Here is a 24,496-nt window from a genome sequence, read left to right as displayed (position 1 = left end):
GAGGGCGGCGGCTACCCTGCGATGACGCGATGCCCACCCCGCCCCAGCAGCCTCCGAGGAGGATCTTTCGTGCCGCACACGCTCGATGCCGATGCGGTACGGACCTGGTGCGGGCTCGCCCTCGACGCGCTGGGCCGGGCCCGTGCGGACATCGACGCGATCAATGTCTATCCGGTCGCGGACGGGGACACCGGCACCAATCTGTATCTGACCGTCGAGTCCGCCGCCCGGGCCGTGGACGCCGCCTTCGACGGCCACGCGAACTCGGCCGCCGTGTCCCGTCCCACCCTCGCCGATGTGGTGCGCGCCATGGCCCATGGCGCGCTGATCGGCGCGCGGGGCAACTCCGGCACGATCCTGGCGCAGCTGCTGCGCGGTATGGCGGACGTCCTGGCCGACGGCACGCCGGGCGGAAACCCGGGCGCGGGCGAGGCGGACGGGCTGCGGCGGGCGCTGCGGCGCGCGGTCGACCTCGCCTACCTGGCCGTCGCGCACCCCGTCGAAGGCACCGTCCTTACGGTCGCCGTGGCCGCCGCGGAGAGCGCGGAGCGCGCCACGGGCGACGTCGCCAGGGTGGCCCGCGCCGCGTACGAGGGCGCCCGTACGGCGCTCCAGGCCACCCCCGGACAGCTCGACGTCCTCGCCCGCGCGGGGGTGGTCGACGCGGGCGGCTACGGCCTGGTGACGGTCCTGGGCGGGCTCGCCCAGGCCCTGTCGGGCGAGGCCCCCGCGGCGCCCGCCCCCGCCCGCCCCGGCCGTGACGCCCTGGCGCCCACCGGGACCGGCGGGCAGGATCCGGCGGGCTGTTCCGCTGACGGCACCCCGGGCGGCGGGCCCGCCTTCGAGGTGATCTACCTCCTGGAGGCCGACGAGACGGCCGTGACCGCCCTGAGGGAGCGGCTGGACGCCCTCGGCGACTCCCTGGTGGTCGTCGGCGGCGACGGCCTGTGGAACGTCCACGTCCATGTGGACGACGCGGGGGCGGCCGTGGAGGCGGGCATCCAGGCCGGGCGCCCGTACCGCATCCGGATCACCCACTTCGACGGCGCCGCCGTCCGTAAGGCGGGCTCGGGCGGTCCGGACCGGCCGGGCCCGGCCATCGTGCTGCCGGATCAGTCCGGTGCCCAGGCCCCCACGGGCGGCCCGCGCGCCGAGCGCGCGCCCCGGGCCGTGGTCGCCGTCGTCCCCGGCGACGGACTGGCCGCGCTGTGCGCGGAGGCGGGCGCGACCGCGGTCGCCACCCGCCCCGGGGAGCCGCCCGCCGGCGGTGAGCTGGTGGACGCCGTCCGCCGGGCCCACGCCCGGGAGGTCGTGCTGCTGCCGAACGACGCCGAGCTGCACCACACGGCGGCCGCGGCCGCGGCCCAGGCCCGCGCCGAGGGCGTACGGGTCGCGGTGATCCCCACCCGCTCCGCCGTCCAGGGCATCGCCGCGCTCGCCGTCCACGAGCCGGGCCGCAGCTTCGACGAGGACGTGGTCGCCATGACCTCGGCCGCGGGCGCCACCCGCTACGCGGAACTGGCCGTCGCCGAGCGCCAGTCCTGGACCACGGCCGGGGTGTGCCAGGCCGGGGACGTCCTGGGCATGATCGACGGCGATGTGGCGGTGATCGGCTCGGAGCTGGCCGCGACCGCCGAGACGGTGCTGGACCGGATGCTGGCGTCGGGCGGTGAGATGGTCACGCTGGTACTCGGCGCGGACCTTCCGGACGAGGTCGCCGAACTGCTGGAGCGGCATGTGCGGGAGGGGCACTTCGCCGTCGACACGGTCGTCTACCGCGGCGGTCAGCCCACCGCGCCGCTGATCATAGGCATCGAATGAGCCCGGCGGCCGATCCCTGAGCCGCCCCGCCGGAATCACCCCGCTCGTCATCCCGATTGTCACCCCCGTGGTGTGCAATGGACGAGTGCCCGTGCTGGATGAATCCCTGAAGAAGGTCCTGGGCGGCAACACCGCGAAGGTGATGGCCGACCATCTCGACCTGCACACCGTCGGCGACCTGCTGCACCACTACCCGCGGCGGTACGCGGAGCGCGGTGAGCTGACCCGGCTGTCCGACCTGCCCCTGGACGAGCATGTGACCGTGGTGGCGCAGGTCGCCGACGCCCGGGTGCACACGTTCAACGGCGGCCGGGGCCGACGGCTGGAGGTCACCATCACCGACGGCAGCGGCCGTCTCCAGCTGGTCTTCTTCGGCAAGGGCGTCCACAAGCCGCGTACCGAGCTCCAGCCCGGCACCCGCGCGATGTTCGCCGGGAAGGTCTCGGTCTTCAACCGCAAGCGGCAGCTGGCCCACCCGGAGTTCAAGACGCTGGGTGCGGGGAGCGGCGCGGAGACCGTGGAGGCGTTCGCCAATCAGCTGCTGCCGCTGTACCCGGCGTGCAAGCAGATGGAGTCCTGGCAGATCCAGCAGGCCGTCGACACCGTGCTCGGCCCGGCCGGTCATGAGGAGTCCGCGCTGGCCGGGCTGATCGACCCGCTGCCCGAGAGCCTGCGCGAGGGCCGGGGGCTGGCCACGCTCCCCGAGGCGCTGCGCAAGATCCACCGGCCGGGCACCAAGGCCGATATCGCGACGGCCCGGGACCGGCTGAAGTGGGACGAGGCGTTCGTCCTTCAGGTGGCGCTCGCCCGGCGGCGGCAGGCCGACGCCCAGCTGCCCGCCGCGCCCCGCAAGCCCGCGCCGGACGGGCTGCTGACCGCCTTCGACGCCCGGCTGCCGTTCACCCTCACCGAGGGCCAGCGCAAGGTCAGCGAGGAGATCTTCGCCGACCTCGCCACCGACCATCCCATGCACCGCCTGCTCCAGGGCGAGGTCGGCTCGGGCAAGACCATGGTCGCGCTGCGCGCGATGCTCGGCGTCGTGGACGCCGGGGGCCAGGCGGCGATGCTCGCGCCCACGGAGGTGCTCGCCCAGCAGCACCACCGCTCGATCACCGAGATGATGGGGGAGCTGGCCAGTTGGGGGCTGTGGCGCGAAGCGCCTCCGCAGAAGGGCGGTGGTGGGCGACGGGAGGGCGGGATGCTCGGCGGCGCCGAGCGGGGGACGAAGGTGGTGCTGCTCACCGGCTCCATGGGCGCCGCGGCCCGCCGTCAGGCCCTGCTGGACCTGGTCACCGGCGAGGCCGGGATCGTGATCGGCACCCATGCCCTGATCGAGGACAAGGTCCAGTTCCACGATCTCGGCCTGGTGGTCGTGGACGAGCAGCACCGCTTCGGGGTCGAGCAGCGCGACGCCCTGCGCTCCAAGGGCAAGCAGCCCCCGCATCTGCTGGTGATGACGGCCACGCCGATCCCGCGCACCGTCGCCATGACCGTCTTCGGCGACCTGGAGACCTCCGTCCTGGACCAGCTGCCCTCGGGCCGCTCCCCGATCGCCTCCCATGTGGTGCCCGCCAGGGACAAGCCGCACTTCCTGACCCGCGCCTGGGAGCGGGTGCGCGAGGAGGTGGCCGCCGGCCACCAGGGCTATGTGGTGTGCCCGCGGATCGGGGACGAGGAGGACGAGTCCAAGGCGGCGAAGGAGAAGTCCGCCGAGGACGAGGCCGAGAAGCGCCCGCCGCTGGCCGTCGTCGACGTCGCCGAGCAGCTCGTCAAGGGCCCGCTGAGTGATCTGCGGGTGGAGGTGCTGCACGGGCGGATGCAGCCCGAGGCCAAGGACGAGGTGATGCGCCGCTTCGCCGCGGGCGAGGTGGACGTCCTGGTCGCCACGACCGTCATCGAGGTCGGTGTGAACGTGCCCAACGCCACCGCCATGGTGATCATGGACGCCGACCGGTTCGGCGTCTCCCAGCTGCACCAGCTGCGCGGCCGCGTCGGCCGGGGCTCGGCCGCCGGGCTGTGCCTGCTGGTGACCGACATGCCCGAGGGCAGCCCCGCCCGGGCCCGGCTGGGCGCGGTCGCGGCCACGCTCGACGGCTTCGAGCTGTCCCGGATCGACCTGGAGCAGCGCCGGGAGGGCGATGTGCTCGGCCAGGCCCAGTCCGGGGTCCGCTCCTCGCTGCGGGTGCTCGCCGTCATCGACGACGAGGAGGTCATCGCGGCGGCCCGGGAGGAGGCGGCCACGATCGTGGCCGCCGACCCGGAGCTGGCCGGATACCCGCAGCTGCGCACCGCGCTGGACGCCCTGCTGGACAAGGAGCGCGCGGAGTTCCTCGACAAGGGCTGAGCTGAGCCGGCGGGGAGCGCCCGGCCCCCGACCGCCCCCGTACGCCATATCGTGGAGATGCGGCGGCCCCGCCCGGACGGGCACCCGGCGCCGCTGCCCCGACCACCGCGAAGGACGGCCCCCACCCATGACCCGCGTGATCGCCGGAGCGGCCGGCGGCCGCCGCCTGGCCGTGCCGCCGGGAAACGGCACCCGACCCACCTCGGACCGGGCGCGCGAGGGCCTGTTCTCCACCTGGGAGTCGCTGCTCGGCTCGCTGGACGGGGTCCGCGTCCTGGACCTGTACGGCGGCTCCGGCGCGGTCGGCCTGGAGGCGCTGTCCCGCGGCGCCGTCCACACGCTGCTGGTCGAGTCCGACCCGCGGGCGGCCCGCACGATCCGCCAGAACGTCCGCACCCTCGGTCTGCCCGGCGCGGAGCTGCGCACCGGCAAGGCCGAACAGACCATCGCCGGACAGGCCCCCGACACCGGCCCGTACGACGTCGTTTTCCTGGATCCGCCCTACGCGGTCACCGACGGCCAACTCCGCGAGATACTCCTCACACTCCTGGGGAAGGGCTGGCTCGCGCCCGGCGCGCTGGCCACCGTTGAGCGGAGCACACGAGGTGGGGAGTTCGTGTGGCCTGCCGGATTCGAGGGGCTCAGGGCCCGTCGCTACGGGGAGGGCACGCTTTGGTACGGTCGCGCCGCCTCGACGTGCGAGGACGCGTCATGACCGGACCCGAGAGCGAGGAACTTCCGTTGCGCCGCGCAGTCTGTCCGGGGTCGTTCGACCCCGTCACCAATGGACACCTCGACATCATCGCCCGTGCCTCCAAGCTCTATGACGTCGTGCACGTCGCCGTGATGATCAACAAGTCGAAGCAGGGCCTGTTCACAGTGGATGAGCGGATCGATCTCCTCCGCCAGACCACGGAGGAGTACGGAAACGTTCAGGTGGAGGCGTTCCACGGCCTCCTGGTGGACTTCTGCAAGCAGCGGGACATCCCCGCGATCGTCAAGGGGCTGCGGGCCGTCAGCGACTTCGACTACGAGTTGCAGATGGCCCAGATGAACAACGGCCTCTCCGGTGTGGAGACGCTGTTCGTGCCCACCAACCCCACCTACAGCTTCCTCTCCTCCAGCCTGGTCAAGGAGGTCGCGGCGTGGGGCGGCGACGTCTCCCACCTGGTGCCCCCGTTGGTCCTGGAGGCGCTCGCCGAGCGGCTCGGCCGGAAGTAGCGGCTGACGGGGCGTCAGTGGCTGTCCGGGAGGCGCCCGCTGGCCGTACAGTCGTCCCGTTCGTGTCCCGTCCCCATCCGCATCCAGACAGTCTGCGAGCACCCACAGTGGACGTGCAGAAGAAGCTCGACGAGATCGTCGATACCGTCGGCGGCGCCCGGTCCATGCCCATGTCGGCCTCGTGCGTGATCAACCGCGCCGAGCTGCTCGCCATGCTCGAAGAGGTGCGCGCGGCGCTGCCGGACTCCCTGGCCCACGCCCAGGAGCTGATCGGCGGCCGGGACCAGATGGTCGAGGAGGCCCACCGGGAGGCCGAGCGGATCATCGAGTCCGCGCACGCCCAGCGCGCCTCGCTGATCTCGGACACCGAGCTGGTGCGGAAGTCCCAGGAGGAGGCCGACCGGATCCTCACCGAGGCCCGCCGGGAGGCCGAGGAGATCCGCGTCGAGGCCGACGACTACGTGGACAGCAAGCTGGCCAACTTCGAGGTCGTGCTCACCAAGACCATCGGCTCGGTCGACCGCGGCCGGGAGAAGCTGCTCGGCCGCGCCCCCGGCGCCGAGGACGGTCTCGGGCAGCCCGAGGAGGGCCCGGAGCGCAGCGCCGACCCGGCCACTCTGCGGCACCGTGCGGACGAGTACGTGGACACCAAGCTGGGGGCCGTCTCGGCGGTCCTCGCCAAGACCCTGGAGGCGGTCGGCCGGGGCCGCCAGAAGCTGCTCGGGGCCCGGCCCGCCGATGAGCTCGGCGCCCATATGGCGGCCCAGGACGAGGCCGGGATGGCCCTGCGGACCACCGACGACGACTATCTGGCGGATCTGGCCCAGTCCCAGGCGGACCTCGTCCAGCCCGTCGCCCCGCCCGACCAGGCGGCCGCCGACGCCGCGTACTACGCCGCCACCGCGAACTACCAGCAGCAGGATGCGTACGGCTACCAGCAGGCGTACGTCCAGCAGGACCCGTACGCCGCGCAGGGCGGCTATCAGCAGGACGCCTATGGCTGGCAGCAGCAGGCCCAGGCCCAGGGCTACGACCCGAACGCGGCCTACGTGCCCCAGCAGCCCCAGCAGCCGCCCCAGCACCATCAGCAGCAGCCGGGCGCCGCGCTCGACGAGACCAGCCTGTTCGACACGAGCATGATCGACCTCGATCAGCTCCGCCAGTACGAGCAGGGCCGCTAGCGGTGTCCGACGGGTCTTGACGCCTGTGGCGGGCTGTTCCCCGCCCGCTCGCCACCGGCCGCCAGAACCCCTTCCCCACCGGGCGGATTGGGTCTACGGCGGCCCGTCCAGTATCCTGGCCCTTCGGTCGCGCGTACGTCCGCGATCTCGGCTGCCTGTTTCGTAATGGATCGGGTGGCCCGCCGCAGCGTAGAAAGCAGGAAGCCCTGAACGCCCGCCTCGACCACCGCGCCCCTCTCGTGTTCGACACGCGTGAGCTGGGCCGTCGTCCTGGTGCGCTCAAAAGGGTCTCCCGCTCCGTGGTGGCGCCCAAGGGCCTCGGCATCGAGGTCATCGGGGTGCGGGAGGGCGCGACGATCGAGCTGGACCTCCGCCTGGAGTCGGTCATGGAAGGGGTGCTTGTCACAGGCACCGCCCGTGCGCCGCTCACGGGGGAGTGCGTAAGGTGTCTGGAGCCGCTGGAGCGAGAGCTCGAAGTGGACTTCCAGGAGATGTACTCCTACCCCGACGCCGACGACCGGAGCCGCGAAGCGGATACCGGCGACGACGCCGAGGAGGAGGACATGCTCTTCCTCGAGGCCGACCTGTTCGACCTCGAGCCCGTGCTGCGCGACGCGGTGGTGCTCGCACTGCCGTTGCAGCCGGTGTGCCGGGAGGACTGCCCGGGGCTGTGCGCCGATTGCGGCGCCCGGCTCGCGGACGACCCCGGCCACCACCACGAGTCCGCCGACATCCGTTGGGCGGCACTGCAGGGACTCGCCGAGACCATGAGGGACGGCGAGAAGGACAACGCACCCCGCGAGCGCGGGGATGACTCACAGGAGAAGTAGCCGTGGCTGTTCCGAAGCGGAAGATGTCGCGCAGCAACACGCGCCACCGCCGGTCGCAGTGGAAGGCTGCGGTCCCCAACCTGGTGGCGTGCGAGCGCTGCCACGAGCCGAAGCAGCAGCACATCGCGTGCCCGAGCTGCGGCACCTACAACCGCCGCCAGGTCCTCGAGGTCTGATCGGCGGGTGACAGGCTCTATGTCGGACGCCACCACGCCCCCGCGCAAGCGCGGTGAAGCGGCCCAGGCGGACACGGCCTCGTCTCACACGATCCTGGAAGGGCGGCTCGGGTACCAGCTCGAGTCCGCCCTTCTGGTGCGTGCGCTGACCCACCGCTCCTTCGCGTACGAGAACGGCGGGCTGCCCACCAACGAGCGGCTGGAATTCCTCGGGGATTCGGTGCTCGGCCTGGTGGTCACCGACACGCTGTACCGCATCCACCCCGACCTGCCCGAGGGCCAGCTGGCCAAGCTGCGGGCCGCGGTGGTCAACTCGCGCGCGCTCGCGGAGGTGGGCCGCGGCCTCGACCTCGGCGCCTTCATCCGGCTCGGCCGGGGCGAAGAGGGCACCGGCGGCAGGGACAAGGCTTCCATCCTCGCCGACACCCTTGAAGCGGTGATCGGCGCGGTCTATCTCGACCAGGGGCTCGACGCCGCCGCGGAGCTGGTCCACCGGCTCTTCGACCCGCTGATCGAGAAGTCCTCGAACCTCGGCGCAGGCCTGGACTGGAAGACCAGCCTCCAGGAGCTGACCGCCACCGAGGGCCTCGGGGTCCCGGAATACCTGGTCTCCGAGACCGGTCCCGACCACGAGAAGACCTTCACGGCTGCCGCCCGCGTCGGTGGTGTCGCGTACGGCACCGGCACCGGCCGCAGCAAGAAGGAAGCCGAGCAGCAGGCGGCCGAGGCCGCCTGGCGCGCCATCCGCGCGGCTGCCGACGAGGCCCAGGCGAAGGCCAAGGCGGCCGACGCCGGAACCGCGGGCACGGCGGTGGACGGCGGAGCCGCCGCCGACACGGCCTCCCCGGCACGCTGATCGGCCTTCCCCGACCCGCACCGTCCATCACGTCCGTAACGCCTCTCACCGCCCCCGCGGCGGACGGCCCGCCCGGGTCGTTCCGCCCGGGGGCGGTGAGGGCTCGAAGGCTTGAGGAGGCCCCCGTTGCCCGAGCTGCCCGAGGTCGAGGTGGTCCGCCGCGGACTGGAGCGCTGGGTCAGCGGCCGTACGGTCGCCGAGGTCCAGGTCCTGCACCCGCGCGCGGTCCGCCGCCACCTCGGCGGCGCGGAGGACTTCGCGGCCCGCCTCCGGGGCCGCCGCGCCGGGACCGTCCGGCGCCGCGGCAAGTACCTGTGGCTGCCGTTCGACGACGACGCGCCCGCCGAGTCCGTCCTGGCCCACCTCGGGATGAGCGGGCAGCTGCTGGTCCAGCCGGCCGAGGCGCCCGACGAGAAGCATCTGCGCATCCGGGTCCGCTTCGCCGACGACGCGGGCACCGAGCTGCGTTTCGTCGACCAGCGCACCTTCGGCGGGCTCTCGCTGCACGACACCGTCCCCGGCGATCCGGAGGGGCTGCCGGACGCCATCGCGCACATCGCCCGCGACCCGCTGGACCCCGCCTTCGACGAGGCCGCGTTCCATCTCGCGCTGCGCCGCCGCCGCACCACGATCAAGCGCGCGCTGCTGGACCAGTCGCTGATCAGCGGGGTCGGCAACATCTACGCCGACGAGGCGCTGTGGCGCGCCAGGCTGCACTACGACCGGCCCACGGCCACCCTCGCCCGGCCGCGCGCCGCCGAACTCCTGGACCATGTGCGCGAGGTGATGACCGCCGCGCTCGCCGTCGGCGGCACCAGCTTCGACAGCCTTTATGTGAATGTGAACGGCGAGTCGGGGTACTTCGAGCGCTCCCTGGACGCCTACGGCCGGGAGGACGAGCCCTGCCGCCGCTGCGGCACCGCGATGCGCCGCCGCCCCTGGATGAACCGCTCCAGCTACTTCTGCCCGCGCTGTCAGCGCCCGCCGCGCCCGACCACCACGGGGGCCCGTCCGGCGTCCGGCACGGCCGCCGCCTCGCCCCTCCCGGCGCGCGTGGTGTCGTAGCGCTCCCGGGCCGTCAGCACCTCGGGCATCCGGTCCTCGACCAGATGGATCAGGGCCAGCAGCCGCTCGGCGACCGCGCTGCCCAGTGGGGTCAGCCGGTAGTCCACCCGGGGCGGGTTGGTCGGCTGCGCCTCGCGGTGCACCAGACCGTCGCGCTCCAGTGCGTGCAGCGTCTGGGACAGCATCTTCTCGCTGACGCCGTCGACCCGCCGCCGCAGTTCGTTGAAGCGGAAGGTGCTGTCGTGGAGCGCGCCCAGGATAAGGCCGCCCCATTTGCCGGTGACGTGCTCCAGCGTGCCGCGTGAGGGGCAGGCGCGGGCGAACACGTCGAAGGCCAGGTTCTCCGCGTCCACCGTGGTGGACGCCCCGCCAGTGCGTTCACTGTCCATACCCACACCATACGCGCACTCAGCGCTGACTCCAGGGTCGCGCTTTCGGCTGGTGAGTGTGCTGCTCGTACGGGCATGTGGAGGCCCGGGGCGCCTTCGTGCGCCCCGGGCTTTCCTACCTGGCCGGATGCGGAGGCCCGCTCGGGGGCTCCCCTCGGTGGCTCAGTAGCCGAAGTCCTGGGTCCACCAGGGGCCGCCGTCGCCGAAGTGCGCGCCGACACCCAGTCGCTTGAACGAGCAGTTGAGGATGTTGGCGCGATGGCCGGAGCTGTTCATCCAGGAGTCCATCACGGACTGTGCGTCCGACTGGCCGCGGGCGATGTTCTCCCCGCCCAGGTCCAGGATGCCCGCGCCCTCGGCGCGCTCCCAGGGGCTGTCGCCGTCGGGGTTGATGTGGTCGAAGAACTGTCGCAGGGACATGTCCTCGCTGAAGTCCTCGGCCAGCTGGGCGAGTTTGGAGTCGGCCGTCACGGGGTCGCAGCCGACCTTCTTGCGCTCTTTGTTGACGAGGGTGAGGACTTCGGCCTCCGAGGCGGTCTCGGGTCCGGCCGACTCCGCCGGGGGTTCGGGTGCGGTCGGCTCCGTCGAGGGCGTCTGCGACGGCTTGCCGTGCCCGCCGCCGTTCGCGCCGCCCTTGCCGTTGCTGTTGTCGCTTCCCTTGCCCTTGCCGTTTCCGCCGGGCCGGTCGTTCCCGGAGGGCTGGGAGGGCCCCGGCTGCTCCGGCGGGGTGGTGGAGGGCGTCTCGGAGGGCTTGGCGGGGGTCTTGGAGGGAGTTGTGGAGGGTGCGTGAGGGCGATCGTCACCACGGCTGGGCGGCACCGTGCCGCGATCGGTGGGGGCCGCGGACTGCGAGCCCTGTGTCTCCAGGCCGGAGTCCGGGGGACCGCCCGCCTGGACCTGTCCGGCGGAGTCGTTGCCCCCGCCGAGTTCGTAGCCGTTCGGACCGAGTCCGGAGGCCATCGCCACGGCGCCGACCGCGACAGCGGCGGACACGCCCAACAGTCCGGTCCGGACCGGAGCGAGGGGGCTCCGGTGCGGTCCCCGGTGGCGGCCTGCGGCGGCCACCTGCGCCGGGGTACCGGGGGCAGATCGTCGATGGCGGCCCATCTCCTGCCTTCCTTGTGTGCTCGGCGTCAAATGTCGCTCGAAATGTGTCACTCGTGTGCGCGAGCCATGTATCACTCGTGTGGGTGAGTCCTGTTGAGCCGGGACTGTACGCCATTCGGGCCCCAACGCGCCTGCCTACTGGGCAATTCGATGGTTTAGCGGCTGCTCGGACGGGGGGTTAGCGTGCGCATATGAACGAAAGAGTCCGCCTCACCGTGTGGGTCCGCGGCCGCGTCCAGGGCGTCGGCTTCCGCTGGTACACCCGGGCCAACGCGCTGCGCATCGGGGGCCTCGTCGGCTTTGCGTCCAACCTCGCCGATGGGCGGGTGCAGGTGGTCGCGGAGGGCCCGCGTGCGGAATGCGAACAGCTGCTCGAATGGCTCCGGGATGGCGACACGCCCGGGAAAGTCGAGGGAATCACCGAGATCTGGGACACACCTCGCGGCGGCTACGACGCCTTCGAGATCCGTTGATCAACTCACCGGAGACGCCCTTCGCGCCCCCCTCTGACCACGCCTTCCCTGCGCACGGTGAGCAGAAATCGGCTGATGGTTGCCAACGGGGCCGCGCCATGGAAGGCTGCGGAGTCACGAAAGATCCCCGACCGCGATGGGTCATCTGGAGAGGGGCGGGACCGTCCGCCGTCAGTGTGCTCTCGGCCCCTGCGGGCCCGTCGGCGTGTGATCGTGTTGACCCTCAAACCAATTGGTGAGACGCTGGAAGCCCCGCGCACCTTAACTGTTTGCCGCGCAGCACGGTAGTAATTTGGCAGGCATCGCGGGTGCAAATCCCTCACGACCCACACCGCTTCGGTCGGTCACTCAGTGTGGAGGACCATCCATCATGGCAAAGGCGCTTCTCGGTTACGTCGGCGGTTCCGACCCCCGAGTCCTCGCCGAGATGCGACGGCTTCAGCAGCGCGTTCAGGACCTTGAATCCGAGATCGTCCGGATTCAGGCCGAGAACGACGCGCTGTCCGCCGCCGCTCGTCACGGCGACTCGCTGCTCGAAAGCATCGACGTATCCCAGGCGGAGCCTGCGCTCGCCTGACCCAGCCCCAGGGCCGGTCGGGCTGCATCGTCAGCCGCTTGAGAATCTTCAAGGGACGCTTCGGCGTCCCTTCGTCGTATCCCCAGTGTGCCTCCGAGCCACCCTTACCGACTGATGTGCCCCTCTCTCCCAGCGGTGAAACCGATCATTGCTGAAACGGAGAAAAAGCCGGGGCGGGTGCGCCGCGCCACCGTCATGGGACGGTACGGGAGGAAGCGCGGCGGGTAGAGTCCAAAGGCGTGCATCTCAAGAGCCTGACCCTGCGAGGGTTCAAATCCTTCGCTTCCGCCACGACGCTCCGGTTCGAGCCGGGCATCACCTGCGTCGTCGGCCCCAATGGCTCGGGCAAGTCCAATGTCGTGGACGCACTTTCCTGGGTCATGGGCGAACAGGGTGCCAAGTCCCTGCGCGGCGGCAAGATGGAGGACGTCATCTTCGCCGGGACCACCGGCCGTCCCCCGCTCGGCCGCGCCGAGGTCTCGCTCACCATCGACAACGCCGATGGCGCGCTGCCCATCGACTACGCCGAAGTCACCATCACGCGGATCATGTTCCGCAACGGCGGCAGCGAGTACCAGCTCAACGGGGACACCTGCCGGCTGCTGGACATCCAGGAACTGCTCTCCGACTCCGGCATCGGCCGTGAGATGCACGTCATCGTCGGGCAGGGCCAGCTCGACGGGGTGCTGCACGCCGACCCGACCGGCCGCCGCGCCTTCATCGAGGAGGCCGCGGGCGTCCTCAAACACCGCAAGCGCAAGGAGAAGGCGCTGCGGAAGCTGGACGCGATGCAGGCCAACCTCGCCCGCGTCCAGGACCTCACCGACGAGCTGCGCCGCCAGCTCAAACCGCTCGGCCGGCAGGCCGCGGTGGCCCGGCGGGCCGCCGTCATCCAGGCCGACCTGCGCGACGCCCGGCTGCGGTTGCTCGCCGACGACCTGGTGACCCTGCGCGAGGCGCTGCGCGCCGAGGTCGCCGACGAGGCCGAGCTCAAGCGGCGCAAGGAGGCGGCCGAGACCGATCTGCGCGCCGCGCAGCAGCGCGAGGCGGCGCTGGAGGAACAGGTGCGGCGGCTCGCGCCCCGGCTCCGGGACGCCCAGCAGACCTGGTACGAGCTCTCGCAGCTCGCCGAGCGGGTGCGCGGCACGATCAGCCTGGCGGACGCCCGGGTCAAGAGCGCCACCTCCGCCCCCGGGGAGGAGCGGCGCGGCCGCGACCCCGAGGACATGGAGCGCGAGGCGGCCCGCATCCGGGAGCAGGAGGCCGAGCTGGAGGCCGCCCTGGAGGCGGCGAGCCGGGCGCTGGACGACACCGTGGAGCACCGGGCCGAGCTCGAGCGGAGCCTGGCCGAGGAGGAACGCCGCCTCAAGGACGTGGCCCGCGCCATCGCCGACCGCCGCGAAGGGCTCGCCCGCCTCCAGGGCCAGGTGAACGCCGCGCGCGGCCGGGCCGGTTCGGCCCGCGCCGAGATCGAGCGGCTGGCCGCCTCCCGCGACGAGGCACAGACCCGGGCGGTCGCCGCACAGGAGGAGTACGAGCAGCTCAAGGCGGAGGTCGACGGACTCGACGCGGACGACGTGGAATTGGCGGAGCGCCACGAGGCCGCGAAGCGGGAGCTCGCCGAGGCGGAGGCCGCGCTGAGCGCGGCCCGCGAGGCGGCGACGGCCGCCGAACGCGAGCGCGCGGCCACCTCCGCCCGGCATGACGCCCTCGCCCTCGGCTTGCGCCGTAAGGACGGCACGGGCGCCCTTATGGCAGCCGCCGACCGCCTCGGCGGACTCCTGGGCCCCGCCGCCGAACTCCTCACCGTGACCCCGGGCTTCGAGGTCCCGGTCGCCACGGCCCTGGGCGCCGCCGCCGACGCGATCGCCGTCAGCGGCCCCCACGCGGCCGCCGAGGCGATCCGCCTCCTGCGCGCCGACGACGCCGGCCGCGCCGCCCTGCTGCTGACCACGACCGCCCCCGACGGCGCGGAGCCCCCGGCCGCCGCCTCGGAGCCGGGCGGTTCCGGCGCACCGCGAACCGCCTCCGGTGAGCCCGGCCCAGGCGGCGCCGCCCTGGTGCCGGGGACGCGCGCCGAAGGGACGGCGCCGGGCGGGCCGGGTCAGCTGAACCCGTCGCGATCGGCAGCGGCCCCGGCAGCGGCCGGTTCCCCCGCTCCCCCCTTCGCGCCGGAGCCCGGCGGTTCGGAAGCGGACGGGGCGCCGGGTGCGCATGCCGAAGCGCCCACGGCCGGGGCGGGTTCCCCGGCTGCCGCGCCCCCGCCGGACGGCTGGGCTGGTCGATCCCCGGACGTGGGTGACGGTGCCGCCGCCGTACCGGGCACGCGGTCCCCGGACGGTCCGGTAGCCGGGTCCTCCGGCTCCGATGACGGCTCTCGGCCCGGCGGGGCGGACTCCTGGGGTACCGCGCCGAGGTCCGCGCAGGTCGTCACCGATGCCGCGGGAGCGTCCCCCGACGCGCGGGGCGGTGCCGTCCCGGGCACACACGCGCCGGGCGCCGACGACGCGAGCAGGGGTGACACGGGTGCCGCGAGCGCGTCCGCGGGGCCCGGCGCGGACCGGCCCATGGTGCCGGGGGCGTCCGGGGACGAGGGCCGCGATCCCCATACGGCGTCTGACGGCGCCCCAGCCGCTTCGGAGTCCGGTGCCGCGGTCGCAGCCGCCGGTGGGGCGTCCGCGGCGGTCGTTTCCGCCCGGGTGCCGCAGCCCGCCGGGGGAGAGGCGACCGTACCGGGTGCCGGACCCGGGGGCGAGCCGGGCGGGAGGGCCGCGGCCGTCGAAGCGTTGCCGCGGGTGGCGGACTTGGTGGCTGGGCCCGCGGGGCTGCTGCCCGCCGTAAGGCGGTTGCTCGACGGCATGGTGGTGGTCGGGAGCCTGGAGGAGGCCGAGGAACTCCTCGCGCGGCGGCCGGAGTTGACGGCCGTGACCGCCGAGGGCGATCTGCTCGGGGCGCATTTCGCGCAGGGCGGGTCCGCCGGGGCGCCCACGCTGCTGGAGGTGCAGGCGTCCGTCGACGAGGCCGCGGCCGAGCTCGAGCGGCTCGCCGTACGGTGCGAGGAGCTGGCCGGGGCGCAGCGCGCGGCGCAGGAGCGGCGGGCCGAGTGCCTGGCGCTCGTCGAGGAGCTCGCGGGCCGCCGGAGCGCGGCGGACCGGGAGAAGTCGCGGGTCGCGCAGTCGCTGGGCCGGCTGGCCGGGCAGGCGCGCGGGGCCGCCGGGGAGGCCGAGCGGAGCACCGCGGCGGTCGCCAGGGCCGAGGAGGCGCTGGAGCGGGCCACCGAGGAGGCCGAGGAGCTCGCCGAACGGCTGGCCGTGGCGGAGGAGGAGCCGGGCGAGGAGGAGCCCGACACCTCCGTACGGGACCGGCTGGCGGCCGACGGCGCCAACGCCCGGCAGACCGAGATGGAGGCGCGGCTCCAGGTTCGTACGCATGAGGAGCGCGTCAAGGGGCTCGCGGGGCGGGCCGACGCGCTCGACCGGGGCGCGCGCGCCGAGCGCGAGGTCCGGGCACGCGCCGAGCAGCGGCGCGCCCGGCTGCGCCATGAGGCCGAGGTGGCGTCGGCCGTGGCCTCCGGCGCCCGCCAGCTGCTGGCGCATGTCGAGGTGTCGCTGGTACGGGCCGAGCAGGAGCGGGACGCCGCGGAGCGCGCCAAGGCCGAGCGGGAGCGGGAGCTGGACGCCGCCCGCGGCCAGGGGCGTGATCTCAAGGGCGAGCTGGACAAGCTGACCGACTCGGTGCACCGGGGCGAGGTGCTGGGCGCCGAGAAGCGGATGCGGATCGAGCAACTGGAGACCAAGGCGCTGGAGGAGCTGGGTGTCGAACCGGCCGGGCTGATCGCCGAATACGGCCCCGACCAGCTCGTCCCGCCGTCCCCGCCCGCCGAGGGCGAGGTGCTGCCGGAGGCTCCGGACCATCCGCGCAACCAGCCGGGGCGGTACGTAAGGGCGCAGCAGGAGAAGCGGCTGAAGGCCGCGGAGCGCGCGTATCAGCAGCTCGGCAAGGTCAATCCGCTGGCGCTCGAGGAGTTCGCGGCGCTGGAGGAGCGGCATCAGTTCCTGAGCGAGCAGCTGGAGGATCTCAAGAAGACCCGGGCCGATCTCCTCCAGGTGGTCAAGGAGGTCGACGAGCGGGTCGAGCAGGTCTTCACGGAGGCTTACCGGGACACCGCGCGCGAGTTCGAGGGCGTCTTCTCGCGGCTGTTCCCGGGCGGGGAGGGGCGGCTGGTGCTGACCGACCCCGAGAACATGCTGACCACGGGCGTGGATGTGGAGGCCCGGCCGCCGGGCAAGAAGGTCAAGCGGCTGTCGCTGCTCTCGGGCGGTGAGCGCTCGCTGACCGCCGTGGCCCTGCTGGTGTCGATCTTCAAGGCGCGGCCGAGCCCGTTCTATGTGATGGACGAGGTCGAGGCGGCGCTCGACGACACCAATCTGCAGCGGCTGATCCGGATCATGCAGGAGCTCCAGGAGGCTTCCCAGCTGATCGTGATCACCCACCAGAAGCGGACGATGGAGGTCGCCGACGCGCTGTACGGCGTCTCCATGCAAGGCGACGGTGTCTCGAAGGTCATCAGCCAGCGCCTGCGGTGACCGTTTCAATACTTGAAGTCAAGACTTGCTCCTGCGTGTCGGCATGCTGGGGCGATTTCTTCGTCACACCCTATTGACTTCGAAACTTGAAGGAATAGTCTCTGCAACGTTGCTTTTACCTTCAAGTGGTGGTCGACGCCTCAGCAGCGACCGCTGGAAGGGTCAGCCGTCCCCCCACGTCCGGCGCCGTTGCCGGGCGGGCGTCAGGAGTTCACGTTGTCCACCACCGTGCAGGCACAGGGAGCCGAGGGCCGCAAGGCCCAGCCGGAGCACCTCGGCCATGTCATCTTCATCACCGCAGCCGCCGCGATGGGCGGCTTTCTCTTCGGCTACGACAGCTCGGTGATCAACGGAGCGGTCGAAGCCATCCGCGGCAAGTACGACATCGGCTCCGCGGCCCTCGCCCAGGTCGTGGCCATCGCCCTGATCGGCTCGGCCATCGGCGCCGCCACCGCGGGCCGGATAGCCGACCGGATCGGCCGGATCCGCGTCATGCAGATCGCCGCCGCCCTCTTCACGATCAGCGCGGTCGGCTCGGCGCTGCCCTTCTCGCTGTGGGACCTGGCCTTCTGGCGGGTGCTCGGCGGCGTCGGCATCGGCATGGCCTCGGTGATCGGCCCGGCCTACATCGCCGAGGTCGCCCCGCCCGCCTACCGCGGCCGGCTGGCCTCGTTCCAGCAGGCCGCGATCGTCGTCGGCATCGCCATCTCCCAGCTCGTCAACTGGGGCATCCTCAACCTCGCCGACGGCGACCAGCGCGGGCAGATCGCCGGCCTGGAGGCATGGCAGTGGATGCTCGGCGTCATGATCATCCCGGCCGTCCTCTACGGGCTGCTGTCCTTCGCCATCCCCGAGTCGCCCCGCTTCCTGATCTCCGTCGGCCGGACCGCCCAGGCCAAGCAGGTCCTGGAGGAGGTCGAGGGCAAGACCGTGGACCTCGATGTGCGGGTCGCCGAGATCGACCACGCCATGCGCAGCGAGGAGAAGTCGACCTTCAAGGACCTCCTCGGCGGCCGGTTCGGGCTGCTGCCCATCGTCTGGATCGGCATCGGGCTCTCGGTCTTCCAGCAGCTCGTCGGCATCAACGTGGCGTTCTACTACTCCTCGACGCTGTGGCAGTCCGTCGGCGTCGACCCGAGCAGCTCGTTCTTCTACTCCTTCACCACGTCGATCATCAACATCCTCGGCACCGTGATTGCGATGATCTTCGTCGACCGGGTCGGCCGCAAGCCGCTCGCGCTCATCGGTTCCGTGGGCATGGCCGTCTCGCTCGGCCTGGTGGCCTGGGCCTTCTCGGCGCACCTGGTGGACGGCAAGCTGCCGCACGCGGAGGGTGTCCTGGCGCTGATCGCGGCCCACGCCTTCGTGCTCTTCTTCGCCCTCTCGTGGGGTGTGGTGGTCTGGGTCCTGCTCGGCGAGATGTTCCCGAACAAGATCCGCGCCGCCGCCCTCGGCGTCGCCGCCTCCGCCCAGTGGATCGCCAACTGGGCCATCACCGCCAGTTTCCCGAGCCTGTCGGACTGGAACCTGTCGGGTACGTACATCATGTACACGGCCTTCGCCCTGCTCTCGATTCCGTTCATCCTCAAGTGGGTGCCGGAGACCAAGGGCAAGGCGTTGGAGGAGATGGGCTAACCCCCCCGCCGCCCACTCCTCGCAACAGGAGAACTGCCCCGCCTCAGCTCTTGAGGCGGGGCAGCACTCGTTCCGCGAACAGCCGCAGGGACCGCCAGCCCTCCTCGACCGGCATCCCGCCGCACAGCGGATGGAGCACCAGACTCGCCATCTCGCCGCCCTCCTCCGCCAGCGCCACGCACTCCTCCGGGGTGACGATGCGGTAGACGCCCTCCTGGCGCAGCGCCGCCACGTCCTCGGCCCGTGAACGCACCGCCGAGCGCACCGTGCCCTGCTGCCAGGACGCGTACCTGCGCGCCTCGTACAGCAGATGGGTGCCGTACTCCTCCCAGGCCCGGTCCGGGTCCTCGGACAGATGCAGTAGCGGGGTGGCCGCCGGGGGCATGAGACACCAGCCCTCGGTGCCGTACTCCTCCCGCCGCGCGTGGTAGTACGCCTCCAGCTCCGGCAGATGCGCGCTGGGGAAGAACGGCAGGCCCAGGCGCGCCGCGCGGCGGGCCGCCGCCTGGGAACTGCCGCCGATCAGCAGCGGCGGATGCGGCCGGGTGTACGGGCGCGGGGTGATCCGGACGGTGCGGCCCCGGTGCTCGAAGGGCTCGCCCGTCCAGGCCGCGAGCAGCGTCTCCAGCGCCTCGTCCTGGAGCGCGCCGCGCCGCTTCCAGTCCGTGCCCAGGGCCGCGTACTCCTCCGGCCGGTAACCGATCCCCGCCACCGTGATCAGCCGCCCGCCACTGGCCAGATCCAGCACGGCGAGGTCCTCGGCGAGCCGCAGCGGGTCGTACAGCGGCGCGATCAGCGCCGAGACGGTGACGGTGATCCGGCGGGTGGCGCCCAGCAGCGTGCCCGCGAAGGCCAGCGGGGCGGGCAGCCAGTTGTCGGGGGACCCGTGGTGTTCCTCGGTCTGGAGGGTGGAGACGCCCCGCTCATCGGCGAAGGCCGCCATCTCCAGCGCGGCGCGGTACCGCTCGGACAGGCCGCTCGGGGTCGCGTCGGGATCGACGAGGTTGAGGCGTACGACCGTGACGGGCATGCGGATGTCCTCCTTCGTCATGGGGCGCGGCAGCCGGGACCGTATCTGACGGACCGTCAAATTGCCACCGTCATGGCTCGTTCGGCCCACCGCACGGGCACGGCCGGGGCGGATGACTCATGTGCCTGGGACGCGGGGCGGCCGAAGGTGAGGGTCGGCCCGCCCCATGGGCCACAGCCCGCACACACCAACTGAGGAGGGGCGCGTGACGATCAGCACGGGGGAATCGCTCATCACCGCGGCCGACATCGACGACCTCATCACCCGGGTCCGGCAGACCGCCGGCGACCCCGGGCCCCTGGAATCCGCCAAGGCCACGCTGTTCTCCGGCGACGGCGACGGCGACGGCGCCGGTACCGGTCCCGACCCCGAAGCGGCGCGGATCATCCGGCAGCGGCTGCTGGTGACCGCCCTCCGCCACGGGGGCGCTCTGCTGGCCAAGCTGCTCAGCCGGCTCAGCCCCCGCGAGACCGCCATGGTGCGCCGCTACGCCCACCGGCTCGCGAACTTCCTCGACACGCTGGAGGTCTGGGCCGCGCAGCCCATCATGCTCGCCCTGATGCGCTTCGGACTGCCTTACGGAGAGGCGGAGACGATCGCGGTGGCAGTACTGCTGCTCGTGGGGTGAGCACCGGAGACCGGCGCCGGCTATGGAAACGGGGGTGCTAGGAGGTCACCGGTTCGGGTGGGCCGGGGCATCCGCGCACTTCACGGCGGCGGTGGCGGGTAGTGCTCGGGGCGAGACACAAGGAGAACGACCATGCGCCCTACCCGAATCCGCACGGCGATCGCCCTCGGCCTGAGCGCCGGGGCCGTCATGTGGACCGCGGCCGCCTCCCCCGCCACCGCCTCCTCCGACGCCGTCACGACCGCCGACACCGACTGGCGGGAGGCGGGGCACTACGACACCACCGCGGCCTGCAAGCGCGCGGGCAAGGCCGGTGTCGAACGGCACAAGTGGGCGGAGTACAAATGCCGCCCCGGCCGCAACGACAACTACGTCACGCTGTGGGCCAGAGGCGGCGGCTCCGGCGCGGCGCGCGCCCTGACCGCCGGGCCGACCGCCGGTTGAGATGCGACAGGCCGCACTGCCGAAGGACCGCGCCGTGCGCGCCGCGGGCGGGGTATCGGCACTGATCGTGGTGGTCCTGGCCGGATGGGTGGCCGGGCTGCTGCGGGTCAACGACGAGTGGCTCGCGCTCGCCTACCCCCACCCCCGGGGCGCCACCGTGCTGACCAGGGTCGCCGTGGGCGTCCCGGTGCTGGGCGTCGGCGTGCTGCTGCTCGCCGAGCGCTCGGCCCGGCGCTACGGCGGCGTCCTGCTGGTGGCCGGCGGTCTGTGGCTGCTGCCCTCCGCCGCCGCCGGGCTGCTGGGCCTGGCCGACCTGGGCACCACGGGCGCCGTGCTGTCCCTGCTGCTCGCCGCCGCCAAGATGGCCTGCCGCCCGCTGACCGTACTGCTGCTGCCGCTGTGGCTGTTCCCCCGGGGCAGGCGCCGACGGTGGCAGTGGTGGGTGATCAGCCTGGGCGCGTCCGGCTACTGGCTGGGGTACGCGGGGCTGTGGCTGATCAGTGAGCCCCGGGTGGGCTCCGTGGCCAACCCGGCGTTCTCCACCGAGAGCGGCCAGTGGGCCTTCGACCACCTCGACGCCTACGCCGAGGCCGAACCCTGGGTGCTGCGCAGCGTCGCCGCGGCCGTGACCGCCGCCCTGTGCTGCCGCGCCGCCGGCTCGCGCGGCGCCGAGCGGCGCGACTGGGCGCTGCTGGCCGCCGCCTACCCCGCCTGCGTCTCGCTCCTGTTGTCCCAGTGGGGCGAGGGCGTGGCCACCATCGTGGCCCGTACGGTCGGCAGCGCCGTATGGGCCGCCGCGATCTGCCTCGGCGTCGCCCGCACCGGCATATGGCGGCTGGACCGCTCCACCAGCCACCGCCTCGCCCGCGCCTTCGTGCTCACCTCCCTGGCCGCCGTGGTGGTCTGCGCGGTCGTCGCCGTCCAGGCCGGGCTCCCCTCCGTACGCAGCGGGGCCACGACCATCACCGCCGGATGCGCCCTGGTGCTGGGCTGGGGGTTGCGGCCCAGCGCCCGCAAGCTCACTCTCTGCGTCGAGCGCGTCTTCTACGGGCCCCGGGCCCGCCCGCACGAAGCCGTGAGCGCCCTCGCCGCACGGCTCCAACAGGCCCCGCACCCCGGTGAGGTGCCCCAGCAGATCTGCCGCAGCGCGGTGGAGGACCTCGGCGTCTCGGGTGCCGCCGTCAGCGTCGACACCCGCGCCGGGCCCCGGCGGCTGGCCTCCGCGGGGGCCCCGCTGACCGGCCCGGTCCAGACGTTCCTGCTGCGCCACCACGGCCGTACCGTCGGCCGGTTGGAGGTCTCTCGCGACGGCTCCGGCACCCCCGCTGAACGCGACAGCGGACTGCTCTCCGTCCTCGCCGACCAGGCCGCCCCCGCGCTTGCCGCGCTGCGCCTGGCCGAGGAGGCCCAGGCCGCCCGCGAGTGCCTGGTGCTCGCCCGCGAACAGGAGCGCCGCCGGCTGCGCCGGGAGATCCACGACGGACTCGGCCCCCAACTGGCCGCCGTAAGGCTGCGCCTGGACATCGCCCAGACCTCCTGCCCGCCCGGCCACCCCGCCACCCCGCAGCTGTGCGAGGCCGCCGAGACGCTCGCCGAGGCCCTGGTCGAGGTGCGCCGGATCACCGCGGGCCTCGCCCCGGCCGCGCTGGCCGAGCGTGGACTGGCCGGTGCGGTCCGCGACCTCGCGCACCGGCTGGGCGTCGGCGGCCTGCGGGTCGGCGTGGCCAGCCGCCCCGCCGCACTGCCCCCGCTGTCGCCGGGCGTGGAGACGGCCGCGTACCGGATCGCCGCTGAGTCGCTGACCAACGCCGTACGGCACGCCCGGGCGCGCCAGGTGAGCGTCGAGCTGACCGCGGGCCCGGACACCCTCGAGGTCAAGGTCACCGACGACGGCAGCGGCCTGCGCGAGACCGCGGTGCCCGGCGTCGGCCTCGCCTCGGTCACCGAACGGGCCGAGGAGATCGGCGGCTCCTGTTCGGTGACCGGAGCGGCGACCGGCACGGTGGTCCACGCGGTGCTGCCCCTCGCCGGACCGGGCGAACACGGCAACCCGGAGGAGCACCGGAAGCCGACTGGGCACGAGGCCTGCCGGGCCCTCCTCAAGACGAACAGACCGATGAGCCGGGCGCCGTAAGGCTTTTGCGCCCCGGCGGGGCCACCTCCCAGCGGTAGCTGGGGGAGAACCGAGCCTCGAAGAGAAAGGTGCGAGCGAAGCGTGTCGCAATGGAGAGTGCTGCTGGTGGACGATCATCCCCTCTTTCGGGAGGGTCTGGCCGCCGCCGTCAATCTCGATGACGCGTTCACCGTCGTCGGCCAGGCGGCCTGCGCGGACGGGGCGATGGCCGAGGCCGTGCGCACCGGCCCGGATCTGGTGATGATGGATCTCGCGCTGCCGGGCCGGTCCGGGCTGGAGGCGACCCGGCGGATCCTGTGTGATCACCCCGAGGTCCGGGTGCTGGTCATGACGATGTCGGAGGACGACGACAGTCTGCTGGCCGCCCTGCGCGCCGGGGCCCGCGGCTATCTGCTCAAGGGCGCGGGCCGGGACGAGATCCTGCGGGCGCTGCACACCGTGGCGCGCGGCGGCGCGGTCTTCAGCCCGCGGATGGCCGAGCGGCTCGGGGCGCTGGTCGGCGCGTCGGGTTCGGCGTCCGCGAAGGAGGCCTTCCCGACGCTGACCGCCCGGGAGCTGGAGGTGCTGGATCTGCTCGCGGCCGGGCTCGGCTATCGCCAGATCGCCCAGCGGCTGGTGGTGACGGACAAGACGGTGCGCAATCACGTCGGATCGATCTTCGCCAAGCTCCAGGTGCGCGACCGCGCCCAGGCGATTGTGCGCGCCCGGCAGGCCGGACTGGGAGGCGAATGACTCGCTCCCCCTCGTGGCTGATACTGGGGGGCGTTATGGAATACCTCATCCTTGCCGTAGTCATCGCTGTGGTCGCGGTCGCCGCGATCAGCGGGCTCGTGATCAGCGGCCGCAAGAAGAAGCGGCTGCCCCCGCCCCCGCCGAGCAGCCCCACCGTCACCGCGCCGCCCGCCGAACCGCACGTCGGTGAGGAGGCCGAAACCCCGCGTGAGGAACCACGCAGAACCATCGAGGAGGTGGATCTTCCGGGAGCCGAGTCCCCGGCCGCGACCGCGGAGGCACCCGCGCCCGAGGCCCCGCCGATCGAGGTCCCGGAGCCGACCGCAGGTCGGCTGGTCCGGCTGCGCGCCCGGCTGTCCCGCTCCCAGAACACTCTGGGCAAGGGGCTGCTGACGCTGCTGTCCCGGGAGCACCTCGACGACGAGACCTGGGAGGAGGTCGAGGACACGCTGCTGACCGCGGACGTCGGTGTGGCGCCGACCCAGGAGCTGGTCGAGCGGCTGCGGGAGCGCGTGAAGGTGCTCGGCACCCGTACGCCCGACGAGCTGCGCGGTCTGCTGCGCGAGGAGCTGCTGCACCTCATCGGCACCGAGGCCGACCGTTCGGTGCACACCGAGAGCGGTGTGGGCGCGAACGGTGAGGAGAAGCCCGGTGTCGTCATGGTCGTCGGCGTCAATGGCACCGGTAAGACGACCACGACCGGCAAGCTGGCCCGGGTGCTCGTGGCCGACGGCAAGTCGGTCGTGCTCGGCGCGGCCGACACCTTCCGCGCCGCGGCCGCCGATCAGCTGCAGACCTGGGGCGAGCGGGTCGGTGCCCGTACGGTCCGGGGACCGGAGGCCGGCGATCCGGCGTCGGTGGCCTTCGACGCGGTGAAGGAGGGCATCGCCGAGAGCGCGGATGTCGTCCTGATCGACACCGCCGGGCGGCTGCACACCAAGACCGGTCTGATGGACGAGCTGGGCAAGGTCAAACGGGTCGTGGAGAAGCACGGCGCGGTGGACGAGGTGCTGCTGGTCCTGGACGCCACGACCGGGCAGAACGGCCTGGTGCAGGCGCGGGTGTTCGCCGAGGTGGTGGACATCACCGGCATCGTGCTGACGAAGCTGGACGGCACCGCCAAGGGCGGCATCGTGGTGGCGGTCCAGCGTGAGCTGAACGTCCCGGTCAAGCTGGTGGGCCTGGGCGAGGGCGCGGACGATCTCGCGCCGTTCGAGCCGGAGGCGTTCGTCGACGCGCTGATCGGCGGCTGAGGCCGGTGGTGGGG

General features: G+C 72.9%; 21 protein-coding genes. 18 read left to right on the top strand and 3 right to left on the bottom strand.

Annotation, left to right across the window (positions count from 1 at the left end; genetic code table 11):
- The first annotated feature begins 21 nt into the window (after window positions 1-21).
- From ACMTAK_RS16635 to mutM, 9 genes are all read left to right on the top strand, one after another.
- Entirely contained in the window at window positions 22-1,821 is a 1,800-nt protein-coding gene (locus tag ACMTAK_RS16635) for a DAK2 domain-containing protein (protein ID WP_413812913.1), read from the top strand.
- Between the two features lie 142 nt (window positions 1,822-1,963).
- Window positions 1,964-4,165, top strand: coding sequence for an ATP-dependent DNA helicase RecG (gene recG, locus ACMTAK_RS16630; RefSeq protein WP_413812912.1), 2,202 nt, complete (start codon window positions 1,964-1,966; stop codon window positions 4,163-4,165).
- 127 nt (window positions 4,166-4,292) lie between these two features.
- Window positions 4,293-4,880: a 16S rRNA (guanine(966)-N(2))-methyltransferase RsmD gene (gene rsmD / locus ACMTAK_RS16625; protein ID WP_413806956.1), complete on the top strand. Its 588-nt coding sequence runs from the start codon at window positions 4,293-4,295 to the stop codon at window positions 4,878-4,880.
- Window positions 4,877-5,386 (top strand): pantetheine-phosphate adenylyltransferase, encoded by a 510-nt coding sequence (gene coaD, locus ACMTAK_RS16620; RefSeq protein WP_086885393.1) that lies wholly within the window; start codon window positions 4,877-4,879, stop codon window positions 5,384-5,386. Before rsmD ends, coaD begins: the two co-directional genes overlap by 4 nt.
- Before the next feature lie 107 nt (window positions 5,387-5,493).
- A complete protein-coding gene (locus tag ACMTAK_RS16615; RefSeq protein ID WP_413806955.1) occupies window positions 5,494-6,567 on the top strand; it encodes a cell division initiation protein in 1,074 nt (357 codons plus the stop codon).
- A gap of 239 nt (window positions 6,568-6,806) precedes the next feature.
- A complete protein-coding gene (locus ACMTAK_RS16610; protein WP_413806954.1) occupies window positions 6,807-7,397 on the top strand; it encodes a YceD family protein in 591 nt (196 codons plus the stop codon).
- 2 nt (window positions 7,398-7,399) lie between these two features.
- Window positions 7,400-7,573, top strand: a complete 174-nt coding sequence (gene rpmF, locus ACMTAK_RS16605) for a 50S ribosomal protein L32 (RefSeq protein WP_037948573.1) — start codon at window positions 7,400-7,402, stop codon at window positions 7,571-7,573.
- A gap of 19 nt (window positions 7,574-7,592) precedes the next feature.
- Window positions 7,593-8,429, top strand: coding sequence for a ribonuclease III (gene rnc / locus ACMTAK_RS16600; protein ID WP_413812911.1), 837 nt, complete (start codon window positions 7,593-7,595; stop codon window positions 8,427-8,429).
- Between the two features lie 126 nt (window positions 8,430-8,555).
- Window positions 8,556-9,494, top strand: a complete 939-nt coding sequence (gene mutM / locus ACMTAK_RS16595; RefSeq protein WP_413806953.1) for a bifunctional DNA-formamidopyrimidine glycosylase/DNA-(apurinic or apyrimidinic site) lyase — start codon at window positions 8,556-8,558, stop codon at window positions 9,492-9,494.
- Here mutM and ACMTAK_RS16590 read toward each other — a convergent pair.
- Together ACMTAK_RS16590 and ACMTAK_RS16585 are read right to left on the bottom strand one after the other, a co-directional pair.
- Window positions 9,404-9,883: a winged helix-turn-helix transcriptional regulator gene (locus tag ACMTAK_RS16590; protein ID WP_413806952.1), complete on the bottom strand. Its 480-nt coding sequence runs from the start codon at window positions 9,881-9,883 to the stop codon at window positions 9,404-9,406. The genes mutM and ACMTAK_RS16590 overlap by 91 nt on opposite strands.
- 162 nt (window positions 9,884-10,045) lie before the next feature.
- Entirely contained in the window at window positions 10,046-10,990 is a 945-nt protein-coding gene (locus tag ACMTAK_RS16585; RefSeq protein ID WP_413806951.1) for a CAP domain-containing protein, read from the bottom strand.
- A gap of 191 nt (window positions 10,991-11,181) precedes the next feature.
- Here ACMTAK_RS16585 and ACMTAK_RS16580 point away from each other — a divergent pair, with 191 nt between their 5' ends.
- The 4 genes from ACMTAK_RS16580 (at window position 11,182) to ACMTAK_RS16565 (ending at window position 18,261) form a co-directional block, all read left to right on the top strand.
- Entirely contained in the window at window positions 11,182-11,463 is a 282-nt protein-coding gene (locus tag ACMTAK_RS16580; protein WP_201850889.1) for an acylphosphatase, read from the top strand.
- Window positions 11,464-11,833: 370 nt separating this feature from the next.
- The gene (locus tag ACMTAK_RS16575; protein ID WP_037948583.1) at window positions 11,834-12,040 is read left to right on the top strand and encodes a hypothetical protein; all 207 of its coding nucleotides are present in this window, start codon (window positions 11,834-11,836) and stop codon (window positions 12,038-12,040) included.
- Between the two features lie 239 nt (window positions 12,041-12,279).
- Window positions 12,280-16,626 carry an AAA family ATPase gene (locus ACMTAK_RS16570; RefSeq protein ID WP_413806950.1) on the top strand — a complete coding sequence of 1,449 codons (4,347 nt, stop codon included), beginning with the start codon at window positions 12,280-12,282 and terminating at the stop codon, window positions 16,624-16,626.
- 216 nt (window positions 16,627-16,842) lie between these two features.
- Entirely contained in the window at window positions 16,843-18,261 is a 1,419-nt protein-coding gene (locus ACMTAK_RS16565) for a sugar porter family MFS transporter (RefSeq protein WP_413806949.1), read from the top strand.
- A gap of 43 nt (window positions 18,262-18,304) precedes the next feature.
- Here the strand turns inward: ACMTAK_RS16565 and ACMTAK_RS16560 are convergent, their stop codons facing one another.
- A complete protein-coding gene (locus tag ACMTAK_RS16560) occupies window positions 18,305-19,291 on the bottom strand; it encodes an LLM class flavin-dependent oxidoreductase (RefSeq protein WP_413806948.1) in 987 nt (328 codons plus the stop codon).
- A 205-nt stretch (window positions 19,292-19,496) separates the two neighbouring features.
- Here ACMTAK_RS16560 and ACMTAK_RS16555 point away from each other — a divergent pair, with 205 nt between their 5' ends.
- From ACMTAK_RS16555 to ftsY, 5 genes are all read left to right on the top strand, one after another.
- Window positions 19,497-19,919: a hypothetical protein gene (locus ACMTAK_RS16555; protein ID WP_413806947.1), complete on the top strand. Its 423-nt coding sequence runs from the start codon at window positions 19,497-19,499 to the stop codon at window positions 19,917-19,919.
- 132 nt (window positions 19,920-20,051) lie between these two features.
- Window positions 20,052-20,363, top strand: coding sequence for a hypothetical protein (locus tag ACMTAK_RS16550; protein ID WP_413806946.1), 312 nt, complete (start codon window positions 20,052-20,054; stop codon window positions 20,361-20,363).
- Between the two features lies 1 nt (window position 20,364).
- On the top strand, window positions 20,365-22,497 hold the full coding sequence (locus ACMTAK_RS16545; protein ID WP_413806945.1) for a sensor histidine kinase: 2,133 nt from the start codon (window positions 20,365-20,367) through the stop codon (window positions 22,495-22,497).
- Between the two features lie 81 nt (window positions 22,498-22,578).
- Window positions 22,579-23,229: a response regulator gene (locus tag ACMTAK_RS16540; RefSeq protein ID WP_413103462.1), complete on the top strand. Its 651-nt coding sequence runs from the start codon at window positions 22,579-22,581 to the stop codon at window positions 23,227-23,229.
- 35 nt (window positions 23,230-23,264) lie between these two features.
- Window positions 23,265-24,482, top strand: coding sequence for a signal recognition particle-docking protein FtsY (gene ftsY, locus ACMTAK_RS16535; protein ID WP_413806944.1), 1,218 nt, complete (start codon window positions 23,265-23,267; stop codon window positions 24,480-24,482).
- The last annotated feature ends 14 nt before the right edge of the window (window positions 24,483-24,496 follow it).

Origin of the sequence: Streptomyces lacaronensis (assembly GCF_047337785.1) — a bacterium.
Classification (GTDB): Bacteria; Actinomycetota; Actinomycetes; order Streptomycetales; family Streptomycetaceae; genus Streptomyces; species Streptomyces lycopersici.
The sequence above is the reverse complement of the archived record's forward strand: the minus strand, read 5'-3'. Positions and strand labels throughout refer to the sequence as shown.

Coding starts and splice junctions, on each gene's coding strand:
- ACMTAK_RS16635 (WP_413812913.1), top strand. CDS start 22: ATGACGCGATGCCCACCCCGCCCCAGCAGCCTCCGAGGAGGATCTTTC.
- recG (WP_413812912.1), top strand. CDS start 1,964: ATGGCCGACCATCTCGACCTGCACACCGTCGGCGACCTGCTGCACCAC.
- rsmD (WP_413806956.1), top strand. CDS start 4,293: ATGACCCGCGTGATCGCCGGAGCGGCCGGCGGCCGCCGCCTGGCCGTG.
- coaD (WP_086885393.1), top strand. CDS start 4,877: ATGACCGGACCCGAGAGCGAGGAACTTCCGTTGCGCCGCGCAGTCTGT.
- rnc (WP_413812911.1), top strand. CDS start 7,593: ATGTCGGACGCCACCACGCCCCCGCGCAAGCGCGGTGAAGCGGCCCAG.
- ACMTAK_RS16590 (WP_413806952.1), bottom strand. CDS start 9,883: ATGGACAGTGAACGCACTGGCGGGGCGTCCACCACGGTGGACGCGGAG.
- ACMTAK_RS16585 (WP_413806951.1), bottom strand. CDS start 10,990: ATGGGCCGCCATCGACGATCTGCCCCCGGTACCCCGGCGCAGGTGGCC.
- ACMTAK_RS16580 (WP_201850889.1), top strand. CDS start 11,182: ATGAACGAAAGAGTCCGCCTCACCGTGTGGGTCCGCGGCCGCGTCCAG.
- ACMTAK_RS16575 (WP_037948583.1), top strand. CDS start 11,834: ATGGCAAAGGCGCTTCTCGGTTACGTCGGCGGTTCCGACCCCCGAGTC.
- ACMTAK_RS16560 (WP_413806948.1), bottom strand. CDS start 19,291: ATGCCCGTCACGGTCGTACGCCTCAACCTCGTCGATCCCGACGCGACC.
- ACMTAK_RS16550 (WP_413806946.1), top strand. CDS start 20,052: ATGCGCCCTACCCGAATCCGCACGGCGATCGCCCTCGGCCTGAGCGCC.
- ACMTAK_RS16545 (WP_413806945.1), top strand. CDS start 20,365: ATGCGACAGGCCGCACTGCCGAAGGACCGCGCCGTGCGCGCCGCGGGC.
- ftsY (WP_413806944.1), top strand. CDS start 23,265: ATGGAATACCTCATCCTTGCCGTAGTCATCGCTGTGGTCGCGGTCGCC.